We start from the raw sequence: 14,926 nt of genomic DNA, 5'->3' as shown, positions 1-14,926 counted from the left end.
GCTGTGCTCAGCGGTGCGTGAAGTTCGGCGCCCGCTTCTCGCGGAAAGCCGCCATGCCCTCCTTCTGGTCGGCGGTGTCGAACAGCGCGAAGAACGCCTGCCGTTCGAACCGCAGCCCCTCGGCGAGGGTGGACTCCAGGGCGACGTCGAGCGCGGCCTTGGCCGCGTACAGCGCGGGCAGCGGCTTCTCGGCGATCGTGCGGGCCACGGCATCCGCTTCGCCGAGGAGGTCGGCGGCGGGGACGACCCGCGACACGAGTCCGACCCGCTCGGCCTCGGCGGCGTCGATCATGCGGCCGGTCAGCACCATCTCGGCGGCCTTGTAATACCCGAGCGCGCGCACGAGCCGCTGCGTGCCGCCCATGCCGGGGATGACCCCGAGCTGCACCTCGGGCTGCCCGAACTTCGCGCGGTCGGACGCCAGGATGATGTCGCACATGAGCGCGAGCTCGCACCCGCCGCCGAGGGCGTAGCCGGACACCGCCGCGATCACCGGCGTCCGCACCGCGGCGAAGCGGCTCCACGCCCCGAAGTGGTCGCTGAGGGTCATGTCGAGCCCCGACTTCCCCTCCATCTCTTTGATGTCGGCTCCCGCGGCGAACGCCTTCTCGGAGCCGGTGACCACGATCGCCCCGACATCGGGGGCGTCATCGAAGGCGGTCGCCGCGGCCACCACCTCGGTCATCGACCGCGTGTCCAGCGCGTTCAGCGCCTCGGGCCGGTCGAGGGTGATCCACCCCACCCGCCCGCGCTGCTCGACCCGGATCGTCTCGTACTCGGCGATGTGATCGGCCATGCCGCTCCCCTCGTGGTGTCCTCCCGGCATCGTCGCACGCTCCCCCGACATCGCCGAGGGGGTTCCGGCCCTCAGGCCGCCAGCACGCTCCGCCCGACGATGAGCCGCATGATCTCGTTCGTCCCCTCGAGGATCTGGTGCACGCGCAGATCGCGGACGACCTTCTCGATGCCGTAGTCCTGCAGGTAGCCGTAGCCGCCGTGCAGTTGCAGGGCCTCGTTCGCGACGCGGAAGCCGACGTCGGTCGCGAAGCGCTTGGCCATTGCGCAGCGGGTCGCGGCGTCGGGTTCCTTGGCATCCAGGTGCTCCGCCGCCGAGTGGACGAGGAGTCGGGCCGCCTCCAGCTCGGTCGCCATGTCGGCGACGGCGAACACGACCGACTGCTTCTCGGCCAGCGGGTCGCCGAATGTGAAGCGCTCGTGCACGTAGGCGACCGCGCGTCCCATGGCCCAGCGCGCCCCGCCGAGCGAGCACGCGGCGATGTTCAGACGACCGCCGTTGAGCGCCGCCATCGCGATGCCGAAGCCGCGGCCCTCGCCGCCGAGCAGATTCTCGGCGGGAACACGCACCTCGTCGAGCACGACCTGTCGGGTGGGCTGGGCGTTCCAGCCCATCTTCTTCTCGTTCGGCCCGAACGACAGTCCCGCCGCATCCGCCGGTACGAGGAACGCACTGATCCCGCGCGCGCCCGGTTCGCCGGTCCGGGCCATGACGACATAGACGGATGCCTCGCCCGCGCCCGAGATGAACTGCTTGACGCCCGTGAGCACGTACGCGTCGCCGTGCCGGATGGCCGAAGTGGTGATCGCGGCGGCATCCGATCCCGCCCCGGGTTCGGTGAGGCAGTACGCCCCGAGGTCGTCCATCGCGACGAGGCCCGGGAGCCATCGCTCGCGCTGGGCGTCGTCGCCGTAGGCGTCGATCATCCACGCGACCATGTTGTGGATCGTCAGGTACGCGGTGACCGTCGGGTCGCCCGCGGCCAGCTCCTCGAAGATCTCCACCGCGAAGCGGCGGGGGAAGCCGGCACCCCCGGACTCCTCGCGCACGCACACACCCCCGAGCCCCAGTTCGCCGGCGCGGCGCAGCACGTCGCGCGGGAAGTGCTTCGCGGCATCCCACTCCTGGGCGTGGGGCGTCAGCTCGGTCGCGGCGAACTCGCGGACGGCGTCGAGGATGGCGGCGCGGTCGTCGGCGGTCAGGGCGTCGAGCGCGGGGGCAGGGGTGGCGTCCATGCGGCTCTCCTTCTTCGGCGACGGCGTCGTCGCGAGAGCGATTTTAGTTGGACGTCCTTGTAATTACTAGGAGGCTTTACTTTCTCGTAGCGCTTCCCGCAGAGCACGCGGCGAGGGGAATCCCGACAGGCGCGCGGCTTCGTCGATGGATGCCACGACGGCCGGCTCGTTGCCGGAAAGCAGCTGCGTTGCCACGCGTAGACGCTCATTGCGGATACGTTGCTGAGGGGAGTCGCCTCTTACCGATAACAGCTTCGACACGTACCGGCGGGAGAGGTTCATTCGGCGGGCGAGCACCTCGACGGTGAATTCGGGATCTGTGGCGTAGGCGCGGATGACCGCCTCCGCCTGATCAATCAGGCGGTCCCTGGCCGAGGAAGCCCCCCCCCCCCCCCCCCCCCCCCCCCCCCCCCCCCCCCCCCGATCTTTTCAGGCGGCGCTCGACGAGGAGGGCGGCGGCGGCGTGCTCGGTGGCCTGCCGCATGAGAGACAGAACGGGCTCATCGATCGGTTCCTCGCTGTTGAGGAGGGTGATCAGCATCGACGTGAGGGTGGTCCACGCCGCGGTCGGACTCTCAGGCCCCGCGTCGACGAGCACGCCGTCCGTGTCGGCGATCCACTGATGTTCTTCGTTTCCGATGAGCATCTCAGCCCACGCGACTGCGGATGTCGTCGCCAACACCATCTGCTGATCCGCGGCGGCGAGGAAGAGCCCAGGAGGTTGAACATCTCCTAGGGAACCCTGCAACGACAGCAGCAGCCGGGCACGAGGAGGCGCAGATCTGCCAGAAGAAGCGTGCTTCGACCGCAGCGATGCTCCCGAGTGCCACACGCGTCGCATCACGCCGTCGGGGGTGACCAGTTCGTCTGCGACGAGGCGTAACGGCGACTCGATGGGTTCGGCACGCCATCCACGATCGGCCAACCACGCACATGCCGCCTCCCCTTCGGCATACACGTGTCCGACTTCGCCGACCGCTGGCTGCGACGACACTCGGGCGCGGGAGGGCGCGAAAACCGTGACGTGCATGAGGGGATGGTGCCCCCGCGCACAAGAAGCAACGCGTCGCCGGAGACAAGTCTCGCCCCGACCGTGCTGGATTTCACCAGAACCGCACCGCGAGCTGCAGCTTCTCCCGTCCTCTCATCAGCCCGCGACGACCCCGAACAACGCCCCGACCGCGTACGTCGCGCCGAGGGCGAGCGCACCGCCGATCACGGTCCGCAGGATCGCCCGACCACGGCGCGCCCCGCCGATCCATGCGGCGAGGTACCCGGTGACCGCCAGGGCGATGAGCACGGCGACGAACGTGAGCGGCACGCGCACCTCGACCGGCGCGAGGAGGATCGTCAGCATCGGCAGGATCGCGCCGACCGTGAAGGCCACCGCCGACGCGAACGCCGCGGCCCACGGGCTCACCACGTCGTCGGCGTCGATGTTCAGCTCGATGGAGAGGTGCGCCTTGAGGGCATCGGATGCCGTGAGCTCGGTCGCCACGCGCGTCGCCGTCTCGCGGCTGAGCCCCTGGGCTTCGTACAGACCCACGAGCTCGGCCAGCTCGGCCTCGGGCTCCTCGGCCAGCTCGCGGCGCTCCTTCTGGATGAGCGCGTGCTCGCTGTCGCGCTGGCTCGACACCGACACGTACTCGCCGAGCGCCATCGAGATCGCGCCTCCGACGAGGGCGGCGAGGCCCGCGATGAGCACCGGCCCGACCTCGCTCGTGGCCCCCGCGACACCGACCACGACCGCGGCGGTCGACACGATGCCGTCGTTGGCGCCGAGCACGCCGGCGCGCAGCCAGTTCAGGCGCTGGGCGAGTCCTTGACGGTGCGGTTCATCGGGGTGGGTCCCAGCGACCTCAGGAGACATGGCATCAGCGTACGGCTCCCAGGCCTCACGAGATCGCTCGACTGACGCCGAGAGGAACAACGTCGGCGGAAATGACGCCAGTTCCTTGATCTCGAGTCAACAGAAGTGCCCGTCCTCGAACACTGATCAGATACCCGAACCTTAGGAGAACTCTCATGGATGATTCCATCGATAGCCCCGCCTTCCGAGACGTCCCTCGCCGGACGCTGATCGCTGGAGCAGCGTGGACGATCCCCGCAATCGCGCTGGCGTCCGCGGCACCCGCACACGCTGCGTCAGGCACGCTGACGCTCTCGTTCGACAAGCCTTCGTATTCGGGCACGCTGTGTTCACCGATTTCCGGCGCCTCTGTGACGGCCAGTATCGACAACGTGCCCGATGCAGGCCGAACCATCACGGCCACCCTGAGCAGCGGATACGCGTTCGCCAACGGCACGACGACGTACAGCGGCGTCACCGCGAGCGACGGAAAGCTCGCCCTGCCTGACATCAAGATCGTCTCCGGCGGAAACTCGGGGACGCTCAGTGCGGCATCCGGCACGACGACCTCCAGCGCCTCGGTGAGTTCCCCCGCAGGAAGTACTACCCAGTCAGCGCACTACCGGCGAGCGCTCAACGGCACCTTCTCCAGCTCGGGCAGTGCGGACTGGACTGTCCCCACAGGGACGATCGTGGTCGGCCCCTGGACGACCCTGAGTCCGGCGGGGGAACTATCCAACGGAGCGACCGGTGTGACATCCGCCCATGCCGAGTGGGATCGAGACTACGGTCTCCCAACAACGTGGATCGACGGAAGTGGTGCGCACTATCGGCGCTACAACACCAGTGACACCTCTGTCGGAGCTACGGACTGGGCTGCAGTGCCGGGCTCCACAGTCGTCGGACCGTGGACGATTCTCAGCCCCGGCGGTGCACTGTCTCAGGGCGGGCAGACGATTGCGACGGGCGTCACCTCCGCTCACTCCGAGATCGACCGCGACTACGGACTCTCGATGACGTGGATCGACGGGAGCGGCGCCCACTACCGCCGCTACTTCAACGGCAGCCTGGATACGGCAACAGGCACCGGGGACTGGACAGTGCCCGCGGGATCCATCGTCGTGGGCCCCTGGACTGTGCTCAGCCCGACCGGGCAGCTCTTGGGCGGTGGTCAATCTCTCCTGACGGGCGTGACTTCGGCTGCCGACGAGTGGGATCGTGACTACGCTCTGCCGCTCACATGGGTGGACGCCAGCGGTGGGCATTACCGACGCTATGCCAACGGACAGCTGGACACCGTGGGTGCGGGCGACTGGACCACACCGACGGGATCCAAGGTCGTCGGCCCTTGGACGGTGCTGACTCCCGGCGGCGACCTGACGGGCGGCGGAGCATCTATCGCCACCGGCGTGACATCGGCTCACGCCGAGTGGGGGGACGACTACTGGTACTCGGTCACCTGGGTCGACGGCACCTGCTGACGATGCGCGGCGTGTAGGCACCGCTCGCTGCCACCAAGACGGTCGAATATTTAGCCGCGACCGGAGTGGCCCTCGCTCTTCTGAGCGGGGGCCACTCCGCGTCGCCCTGTCCCTTCCCGCCCCGTTCACCCCACCGTCACCGCCGGTCGGCAGAGTGGCGGGGATCCGCGCCCCCGCACGGACCCTCCCCCGACACCCGAGGACACAGCCATGCCTTCGTCGTTCCTTCGCCGCGCCGTCGCGTTCACCGCGACGACCGCGGCGGTGTGCGCGCTCGCCCTCACGAGCGCGACGGCGGCCTCCGCCGCCATCGTCCCGTCGCCGATCTCGAACAGCGCCCCCGGTGCCGCGATCGCGCTGACCACCGTCGGCTCCTACGACACGAACGTGTACAAGGAGTCCGCCGCCGAGATCGTGCAGGCCTACCGCGACCGGCTGTTCGTCGTGAACGCGCAGGCGGGCACCGTGAGCGTGCTCGACAACAGCGACCCGAAGAACCCGACGAAGCTGTTCGACATCGCGTCGGACGGCGTCGCCAACTCGATCGCCGTCCGCGACGACGGCCTCGGCGTCGTGGCCTTCGAGGCCGACGACAAGACCGCGCCCGGTCACCTGATGTTCTTCGACGCCACCCAGGACGACGCCGCAAGCGCCGAGCTCGGCGAGGTCACCGTCGGGGCTCTGCCCGACATGGTCACGTTCTCGAAGGACGGGACGTACGCCGTCGTCGCCAACGAGGGCGAACCGGCCGACGACTTCTCCCTCGACCCCGAAGGCTCGATCAGCGTCGTGCCGCTGGCATCCACTCGCACCGCTCCCGCGCAGAGCGCGGTCAAGACCGCGGGATTCCGCGCTTTCGAGCAGGGCGGCTCGAAGACGCTCGACCCGAAGGTGCGCGTGTTCGGCCCCGACGTCGCCGCCCCCGATCAGGGCTCCACACCGCTGTCGGCCAACCGCGTCTCGCGCAACCTCGAGCCGGAGTACATCACCGTCGACGGCTCGGTGGCCTACGTCACGCTGCAGGAGGCGAACGCCGTCGCGACCGTCGACCTCGCCAAGGCCGAGGTCACCGGCATCCTGCCCCTCGGCTACAAGGACTGGGGCGCGAGCGCGCTCGACACCAGCGACAAGGACGGCGGGATCAACATCCGGTCGATCCCGGGGCTGAAGGGCCTCTACATGCCCGACGGCATCGCGTCGTACTCGGCCAGCGTCGGCGGCAAGGCGACGACCTACCTCGTCACCGCGAACGAGGGCGACGGCCGCGAATGGGGCACGTTCATCGACGAGGCGCGCATCAAGGACCTCGGCAAGAAGGACCTCGCCCCGATCTGCGCGACGTCGCCGCTCGCGGGGCGCTCGGCGGATGCCGACCTCGGACGCCTCAAGGTCGTCACCGACCTCGGCACGACCGCGGACGGGTGCTACAGCGAGCTGTACGCGTACGGCGGCCGCTCGTTCTCGATCTGGGACACCGCGGGCACGCTCGTCTTCGACTCGGGCGACCAGTTCGAGCAGAAGCTCAAGGAGGTCGCCCCGCAGCTGTTCAACGTGTCGAACGACAACAACACCGTCGACGACCGCAGCGACGACAAGGGCCCCGAGCCCGAGAACGTCACGGTCGGCGTGATCGACGGCCGCACCTACGCGTTCATCGGCCTCGAGCGGGCGGGCGGCGTGATGGTCTACGACGTCACCGACCCGAAAAACGCCACCTACGTCACGTACGTGAACAACCGCGACGCCTCCGCCGACGTCAAGACCGCCGCCGCGGGCGACCTCGGGCCCGAGGGAATCGCCTTCGTCTCCGCGCTGCGTTCGCCCACCGGCATCCCGCTCCTCATCACCGGCAACGAGGTCTCGGGGTCGACGACGGTTTTCGAGGTGCGCCCGACGCAGCCGAAGACGCCCGATCTGCAGATCCTCACGATCAACGACTTCCACGGCCGCCTGCTGCAGGAGAGCGGTGGCGTCGCGGGCGCGGGCGTGCTCGCCGGCGCGGTCGAGAAGTACCGCCAGCAGAACCCGAACACGCTGTTCGTGTCGGCCGGCGACAACATCGGCGCGAGCGCGTTCGAGTCGTTCATCGACCAGGACACCCCGACCATCGCTGCGCTCAAGGCCGCCGGCCTCGACGTCAGCGCCGTCGGCAACCACGAGTTCGACCGCGGCTTCGCCGACCTCACCGACCGGGTCATCCCCGCGTACGGCGACAACACCGGCGACTTCAGCGACTTCGCGCTCGGCGCGAACGTGTACGAGAAGGGCACCAAGACCCCCGCCCTGAAGCCCTACACGATCAAGGAGGTCGACGGCACGAAGGTCGCCTTCGTCGGCACCGTCACCCGCCAGACGGCCGGCATGGTCGACCCGTCGAAGATCGCCGACATCGAGTTCGGCGACCAGGTCGAGGCGGCCAACCGCGAGGCGAAGAACGCCCGTGCGGCCGGCGCCGACATCGTGATCCTGCTCGCCCACGAAGGCTCCGAGGGCACCGACTGCACGAAGATCGCCACCGAGTCCGGCGACTTCGGCGATCTCGTCCGCGGGGCGTCCGCCGACGTGGATGCCATCGTCTCGGCGCACACGCACCAGAAGTACGCGTGCACGATCGAGGGTCGTTCGGTGATCCAGACCGGGTCGTACGGCACCAACCTCGGCACGCTCGACATCGACCTCGACGACGCCGGGAAGCTCGTCTCGATCACGCCGGGCGTCCGGTCGCTGTACGACTCCACCGTCTCGCAGTGGATCGCGTACCCGCAGCCGCAGGTCGCGACGATCGTGGCGGATGCCAAGGCCACCGCCGACGTGAAGGGCCAGGTCGAGGTCGGCACGATCACGACCGACATCACGCGGGCCAAGAACGGTTCGGGCGGCGAGGACCGCGGCGCCTACTCCACGCTCGGCAACACCGTCGCCGACGTCTACCTGTGGGCCACGAGCGAGAACCCGTCGTTCAACGGGCAGGACGCGCAGATCTCCTTCATGAACCCCGGCGGGCTGCGCGCCGACCTGCTCTACGGCGCCGACAACGGGTCGATGTCGTACCGCGAGGTGGCGAACGTGCAGCCCTTCGGCAACACGCTGGTCACGCTCTCGCTGACGGGCGCGCAGATCAAGGCCGTGCTCGAGCAGCAGTGGCAGCCGGCCGGCGCCTCGCGTCCGATCCTCGCCCTCGGGGTCTCGCGAGGTTTCGCGTTCGAGTACGACCCGACGGCGGCGGAAGGATCTCGCATCCTGAAGATCACGCTCAACGGCACCGTCATCGACCCCACGGCGACCTACCGCGTGGTCACGAACTCGTTCCTCGCGGCCGGTGGCGACAACTTCACCGCGTTCGCCCAGGGCACGGGCAAGGCGGACTCGGGTCAGATCGACCTGCAGGCCACGGTGGAGTACTTCGCCGCGAAAGGCACCGTCGCGCCGTCGCCGCTCGGCCGCGCGTACCTGAAGGGCGCGCAGCCGGTCGACGAGGGCACCCCGACGCCGACGCCCACGCCCACCCCGACGCCGACGCCTACTGCGACGCCGTCGAACACGCCGGTCCCCGCGCCGTCGTCGAGCGCGGCCACCGGGTCGCCGGGCGCGCTGGCCACGACGGGCACCGAGGTGCCGTGGGGCCTCGCCCTCGGCGGCGCGTTCTTCCTGGTCGCCGGCGGTCTCGCCTTCGCCCTGCGCAAGCGCCGTACGGTCTGACGCCCCGGCCCGACAACGGCCCTCACCCTTCGGGGTGGGGGCCGTTCGGCATCCCGTCGTCCTGCGTCGCGCGTCCTCCCCCGCCACCGCCCGCCGAACCGTCTCGCGGAGTTCTTCACCGACACGCCGCCGCACCACATCGAAACCCGGCGCGCCACCGACGGACTCCGCACGACGGTTCACGGCCGAAGCCGGGGGCCGGGGTCGGAGACCCGGGGCGTGAGGCCCGAGACCCAGGGCTCAGAAACGCCGCAGCAGCGCCGCCAGGGCCTGACCGCCGCCGATGCACATCGTCACGACCGCGTACTCGAGGTCGCGACGCTGCAGATCGAGGGCCGCGCGGACCGTCAGGATCGCCCCCGTCGCCCCGACCGGGTGCCCGAGCGCGATCGCGCCGCCGTACGGGTTGACCCTTTCGGGGTCGAGGCCGCCGTCGCGGATCACCGCCACCGCCTGCGCCGCGAACGCCTCGTTCAGCTCGATCACGTCGACGTCGGCGGGCGTCAGCCCGGTCTGGTCCCACAGCCGCTGCAACGCCAGCACCGGGGCGTATCCCATGATCTCGGGGTCGACGCCCGCGGTCGTCACGGCCTCGAGGGTCGCGAGGCCGCTTAGCCCGCGCTCGCGCACGTCCTCCTCGCGCATGAGGACGGTCGCCGCGGCGCCGTCGTTGATCCCGGAGGAGTTGCCCGCGGTGACGGAGCCCTCCGCGGCGAACGCGGGCCGCAGCCCCGCGAGCACCTCGAGGGTCGTGCCGGGGCGCGGGTGCTCGTCCGTCGTGACCTCGACCGGCCGCGTGCCGCCGGTGGACACGGGCACGATCTCCGCGGCGAAAGCCGCCCGGCTGGCATCCAGGGCAGCCCTCCGCTGGCTCTCGACGGCGAAGGCATCCTGCTCCGCCCGCGAGACGGAGTACCGGGATGCCACGGTCTCGGCGGTCGTGCCCATGTGCCGGCCGCTGAACGGGTCGGTGAGGATCGCGAGCGTGCCGTCGAGGAGCGTCCGGTCGCCGAGCCGCGCGTTGCCGCGGGCGCCGTACTCGAGGAACGGCGTGCGCGACATGCTCTCGTCGCCACCCGCGACGACGACGTCGACGCCGCCCCAGCGCAGTTCCTGCGCGCCGGACCAGATCGCCTGCAGCCCCGATCCGCACAGGCGGTTGACGGTGAACGCGGGCACCCGGGTCGGCAGGCCCGCGGCGAGCGCGACGCGACGGGCGTTGTAGGCGTCGGGTCCGTTCTGCGCGATGCAGCCCATGACGACTTCGTCGACGGCGTCCTTCGGGACACCCGCGCGCTCGAGGGCGGCCGACACCGCGACGGCGCCGAGCGCGTGCGCATCGACACCGGACAGCGCGCCGCCGAAGGAGCCGATCGGGGTCCGCGCCCCCGCGACGAGGACGATGCGGGGCGGGGTCCCGGTTGCGGCGTTCATCCTGGCCTCCGTGCACGGCGTCGTGAGGGGTTCAGCCTACGGGCAGCTCGCTGGAACGCCGAGACTGCACGCGCCTGACAAGACCACTGCAGGGTGCAATGGAGACGTCAGGCGGATGCAGTCTCGCCGCGCGGCGCGGCGCCGCCGAGCACGCGACCGGACGCCGACCCCGGCACCGGCGGAAGGCTGGCGACGGTCCGCCGCGCGGCGTAGTGTCCGCCCCATGGACGCGGTGATCCGCACGGTGGGGCTGCGCAAGTCCTACGGTCGCACGAACGCCCTCGACGGTCTCGACCTCGAGGTGACAGCCGGGGAGATCCACGGCTTCCTGGGCCCGAACGGTGCCGGGAAGTCGACGACGATCCGGATCCTCCTCGGGCTGGCCCGCGCGACCGGCGGAACCGCGACCGTGTTCGGCGACGACCCGTGGCGCGACGCGGCCCGGTTGCATCGACGCATCGCCTACGTCCCCGGCGACGTGACCCTGTGGCCGGGGCTGTCGGGCGGCGAAGCCATCGACCTGCTCGCGCGGCTGCGCGGCGACGGCCGTTCCGTCGCCTACCGCGACGAGCGGACGCGACTCCTCGAGGCGTTCGACCTCGACCCGCGCAAGAAGGGCCGCTCGTACTCGAAGGGCAATCGGCAGAAGGTGGCGCTGGTCGCGGCGTTCTCCGTCCCTGCGGATCTGCTCGTGCTGGACGAGCCGACGAGCGGTCTCGATCCGCTCATGGAGGTCGTCTTCCAGCGCGAAGTGCGGCGGGCGCGCGACCGCGGCGCGGCGGTGCTGCTGTCCAGCCACATCCTGTCCGAGGTCGAGCAGGTGTGCGACCGGGTGAGCATCATCCGCGCCGGACGCATCGTCGACGACGGCACGCTCGACGACCTCCGGCACCTCACCCGCACGCAGGTCTCGTTCGCCGACGCGGGCGGCGACCTGCCGACTCTGCCCGGCGCGCACGAGGTGCAGCGCCGGGACGGGCGCGTGCACCTCACCGTCGACACCGCCGAGGTGGCATCCCTCCTTCCCGCACTCGGGGCACTGGGGATCCAGTCGTTGCGCGTCGAGCCGGCGTCGCTCGAGGAGCTGTTCCTCGGCCACTACGGGTCGCAGCCGTGACCGGTTTCTGGCTGCTCCTGCGTGCACGGTGGCGGCGGGATGCCGTGCAGCTGACGATCTGGATCGCCGGCGCCCTGCTGCTCGCCGCATCGGCGGTCGTCGGGGTGCGCGGCACGTTCCCGGACGAGGCCGACCGCGCCACGCTGCTGGCCACCGCGGTCGCGAACCCCGTGGTGCTGCTGTTCCGCGGCCTGCCGTCGGGGACCGACGAAGCAGCGTTCACCGCTTTCCTCATCCTCCCGTTCCTCGCGCTGCTCGCCGCGCTGATGAGCACGTTCCTGGCCGTGCGACACACCCGCGGCGACGAGGATGCCGGACGCGCCGAGCTCATCGCGGCCACCCCTGCGGCGCGGACCGTTCCGCTGGCCGCGACCGTGGTGCACGGCATCCTGGCCAACATCGTTCTGGGCGCGCTCGTGACCACGACCTACGTCGCGATCGGGTTCGCGGCGTACGGGAGCATCCTCATGGGGGCGGCCTCCGCGCTGACGGGCATCGCGTTCCTCGGCGTCGGACTGGTCGCAGCGCAGCTCGCGGCATCCGCACGGACGGCGAACGCGATAGGCGTCTGGGCCGTGCTGCTCTCCTACCTCGCGTGCGGACTCGGGAATGCCCTCGGAACTCCCAGCGGAGATCTGCAACGGATGACGAGCGCCCCGCTGGCGTGGGTGTCGCCGTTCGGGTGGGCCGAGAACACGCGCCCGTACGACTCCGACGCGGCGGGCACGCTGCTGCCTTTCGCCGGGCTGATCGTCGTGGCCCTCGTGCTCGCGTTCGTGCTCGCGGGCGCCCGCGATGTCGGCGGTTCGCTGCTTCCGGCGCGCCGCGGGCGGGCGGTGGCGAGCGTCGCCCTCTCGGGTCCGATCGGGATGGTCTGGCGCGAGGCCCGGGGGTCCCTCCTGGGGTGGACGGTCGGCGGCGCGATCGTGGGCGTCCTGTCGACGCGCCTCGCATCCGCGATCTCGGAGGTCGGCGACACGATCCCGTCCGTGCAGGCGCTGCTGCAGTCCCTCGCGTCTCGGGGCTCGCTCGCGCAGGGAGCCATCGAGGTGTTCTTCACCCTGGCCGGAGTGCTCGCCGCGTGCGCCGGCATCCAGACGGTCCTCCGCGCGCGGCAGGACGAGGCGGCGGGTCTCGCCGAACCCGTACGGGCGGCCGGCGTCGGGCCGATCCGGTGGGTGGCGGCGTACCTGTCCGTGGCGCTGGCCGCCGTGCTCGCATGCCTCGCCGCCGCGACCGCGGGCGCGACCGTCGGCCAGCTCGCGACCGATGCGTCGCAGACCGATCTGATCCGGGATGCCGCGGTGGCGGCCGCCGGGCAAGCGGTGGCGGCTCTGACGCTCGTCGTGGTCGCCGCGCTGGTCGTCGTGATCGCTCCCCGGCTGTCGCTGCCGGTGGGGTGGGCGCTGGTGGGCATCGCGACCGTGGTGGGGCTGTTCGGCCCGCTGCTCGGACTCTCGGATGCCGCTGTCGACACGTCGCCGTTCGCCGCGGCGCCGCGTATCGACGGCGATTCCCTGAATCTCCGCGGCGGCGCCTGGCTCGCCGTCGCGGTGGTCGCCGGGGTCGCGCTGCTCGCGGCGGCTGCGCGGCGCCGCGAGCTCGCCCCGGAGCGGTGAGGCGCTACCCCCAGGACTCCAGCGTCGCCGGGACGGATGCCAGCGTCGCCGCGGCCGCGTCGCGGTCGGCGCGGGCGAGGGTCAGCGCCGCCACCACGAGCGACGCGCACACGGCGGAGAGGGAGTCCACGGCATCCGGGGCGAGGTCGGGACGCCGGTCGGCCACGGCCGCGCGGATCGCGGATCGCATCTCGGCGGCGTACCCCGACACCAGCGTGCGGACCTCGGCGTCGTCCGACGCGAGCGGCGACGACCCGGCGTTGAGCAGCAGGCAGCCGAGGCGCGCGCGCGGGGAGTCGGCTTCGATGGCGGCGCGCATGTCCTCGATGTAGGCCTCGAGCGCGCCGGGGTCTCCCCCGCCGAGAGGACGCAGGCGCGTGCGCACGACATCGTCGAGGTACGCCGCGAGGACCGCGTCGAAGAGGCCGCGCTTGCTGCCGAAGGCGTTGTAGATGCTCGACCGCGTGAGTCCGGTCGCGTCTTCGAGTTCGGTGATGCCGGCCTCGGCGTACCCGCGCTGCCAGAACACGTCGCGCGCAGCGTCGACCACCGCGCGACGGTCGAACGTCGGCATCCTGCCCATGGGTTTCCTTCTTCCCGTTCCGGGTCTATATTAGACCGGTCGTTACAAAATAACCACGCGAGGAGAGACATGCGCGCCATCGTGCACCCCCAGTTCGGCGAACCGACCGACGTCCTGAACGTCGAAGAGGTCGAGACCCCCGAGCCCGGCCCCGGCCAGGTGCGGCTGCGCATCCTCCTGTCGCCGATCCACAACCACGACCTGTGGACGATCCGCGGCACCTACGGCTACAAGCCCGAACTGCCCGCCCGCGCGGGGACCGAGGCCGTCGGCATCGTCGACGCGCTCGGCGAGGGCGTCGAGGGCCTCGAGGTCGGCCAGCGCGTCGCCACCGGCGGCACCTTCGGCGTCTGGGCCGAGTACGTCGTGACCCCCGCTGCGGGCCTGATCCCCGTCGCCGACGCCCTCCCCGACGAGATGGCCGCCCAGCTCGTGTCGATGCCGTTCAGCGCCATCAGCCTGCTGCACTCGCTCGACCTGAAGGCCGGCGACTGGCTCGTGCAGAACACCGCGAACGGCGCCGTGGGGCGCATGGTCGCGCAGATCGCGAAGGCCCGTGGCATCCACGTCCTGGGTCTGGTCCGCCGCCAGAGCGCGGTCGACGAACTCGCACAGCAGGGCATCGACAACGTGGTGTCCACCGACGCCGCGGACTGGCGGGACAAGGCCCTCGCGATCATCGACGGCGGACGCGTCGTCGCCGGCGTCGACTCGGTCGGCGGCTCGGCGGCGAACGACGTGCTCTCGCTGCTATCCGAGAACGGCACGCTCGTCATCTTCGGCTCGATGGGCGAGAGCAAGCTCGAGCTGTCGGCGGGCGACATCATCTTCCGCCAGGCGACCGTGAAGGGCTTCTGGGGCAGCGTCGTCAGCAAGACGATGGATGCCGAGACCCGCGGCGCCCTGTTCGGCGAGCTGTCCCGCTACCTCGCCGACGGCACCGTGACGCTCCCCGTCGCGGCGACGTTCGCTCTCGAGGACGTCCGCGACGCCGCCGCCGCGAGCTTCTCCCCGCGCGTCGGCAAGGTGCTGCTGCGCCCGTAAGCCTCCCGGGCGTTCCGCCCCTCGCTCGAGTGTCCAAGACACGCCGTTGCGTCCCACCCGCACACGGCG

Annotated in this window: 12 protein-coding genes; 5 read left to right on the top strand and 7 right to left on the bottom strand. The window is 71.0% G+C overall.

The window, feature by feature from the left end; genetic code table 11:
- Positions 1–7: 7 nt before the first annotated feature.
- The 5 genes from BW982_RS11865 to BW982_RS11845 all read right to left on the bottom strand — a co-directional run bounded on the left by BW982_RS11865 (position 8) and on the right by BW982_RS11845 (position 3,901).
- Entirely contained in the window at positions 8–784 is a 777-nt protein-coding gene (locus tag BW982_RS11865) for an enoyl-CoA hydratase-related protein (protein WP_076493742.1), read from the bottom strand.
- Positions 785–867: 83 nt separating this feature from the next.
- Positions 868–2,031, bottom strand: coding sequence for an acyl-CoA dehydrogenase family protein (locus BW982_RS11860; protein WP_076493402.1), 1,164 nt, complete (start codon positions 2,029–2,031; stop codon positions 868–870).
- Positions 2,032–2,097: 66 nt separating this feature from the next.
- Positions 2,098–2,313 carry a helix-turn-helix domain-containing protein gene (locus BW982_RS18670; RefSeq protein WP_076493401.1) on the bottom strand — a complete coding sequence of 72 codons (216 nt, stop codon included), beginning with the start codon at positions 2,311–2,313 and terminating at the stop codon, positions 2,098–2,100.
- A 70-nt stretch (positions 2,314–2,383) separates the two neighbouring features.
- A complete protein-coding gene (locus BW982_RS17815) occupies positions 2,384–3,061 on the bottom strand; it encodes a hypothetical protein (RefSeq protein WP_139327423.1) in 678 nt (225 codons plus the stop codon).
- A gap of 117 nt (positions 3,062–3,178) precedes the next feature.
- A complete protein-coding gene (locus BW982_RS11845) occupies positions 3,179–3,901 on the bottom strand; it encodes a VIT1/CCC1 transporter family protein (protein ID WP_076493399.1) in 723 nt (240 codons plus the stop codon).
- 155 nt (positions 3,902–4,056) lie between these two features.
- Here BW982_RS11845 and BW982_RS17810 point away from each other — a divergent pair, with 155 nt between their 5' ends.
- Together BW982_RS17810 and BW982_RS11835 are read left to right on the top strand one after the other, a co-directional pair.
- Complete coding sequence (locus BW982_RS17810) at positions 4,057–5,361, top strand: hypothetical protein (RefSeq protein WP_139327422.1); 1,305 nt, start codon at positions 4,057–4,059, stop codon at positions 5,359–5,361.
- Positions 5,362–5,571: 210 nt separating this feature from the next.
- On the top strand, positions 5,572–9,060 hold the full coding sequence (locus tag BW982_RS11835; protein WP_076493396.1) for a choice-of-anchor I family protein: 3,489 nt from the start codon (positions 5,572–5,574) through the stop codon (positions 9,058–9,060).
- 240 nt (positions 9,061–9,300) lie between these two features.
- On the opposite strand, the gene BW982_RS11830 is transcribed toward BW982_RS11835, so the two are convergent.
- Positions 9,301–10,494, bottom strand: a complete 1,194-nt coding sequence (locus tag BW982_RS11830) for a thiolase family protein (protein ID WP_076493393.1) — start codon at positions 10,492–10,494, stop codon at positions 9,301–9,303.
- A gap of 223 nt (positions 10,495–10,717) precedes the next feature.
- Here BW982_RS11830 and BW982_RS11825 point away from each other — a divergent pair, with 223 nt between their 5' ends.
- Together BW982_RS11825 and BW982_RS11820 are read left to right on the top strand one after the other, a co-directional pair.
- Positions 10,718–11,611 (top strand): ABC transporter ATP-binding protein, encoded by an 894-nt coding sequence (locus BW982_RS11825; RefSeq protein ID WP_175611092.1) that lies wholly within the window; start codon positions 10,718–10,720, stop codon positions 11,609–11,611.
- Positions 11,608–13,230, top strand: a complete 1,623-nt coding sequence (locus tag BW982_RS11820) for an ABC transporter permease (RefSeq protein ID WP_076493391.1) — start codon at positions 11,608–11,610, stop codon at positions 13,228–13,230. Before BW982_RS11825 ends, BW982_RS11820 begins: the two co-directional genes overlap by 4 nt.
- Positions 13,231–13,234: 4 nt before the next feature.
- Here the strand turns inward: BW982_RS11820 and BW982_RS11815 are convergent, their stop codons facing one another.
- Entirely contained in the window at positions 13,235–13,813 is a 579-nt protein-coding gene (locus BW982_RS11815; protein WP_076493390.1) for a TetR/AcrR family transcriptional regulator, read from the bottom strand.
- Positions 13,814–13,882: 69 nt separating this feature from the next.
- Here BW982_RS11815 and BW982_RS11810 point away from each other — a divergent pair, with 69 nt between their 5' ends.
- A complete protein-coding gene (locus BW982_RS11810) occupies positions 13,883–14,857 on the top strand; it encodes a zinc-binding dehydrogenase (RefSeq protein ID WP_076493388.1) in 975 nt (324 codons plus the stop codon).
- Positions 14,858–14,926: the final 69 nt, after the last annotated feature.

Source organism: Microbacterium sp. RURRCA19A (genome assembly GCF_900156455.1).
GTDB lineage: Bacteria > Actinomycetota > Actinomycetes > Actinomycetales > Microbacteriaceae > Microbacterium.
Note: the sequence above shows the minus strand (reverse complement) of the source record. Positions and strands in the feature narration are given on the sequence as shown.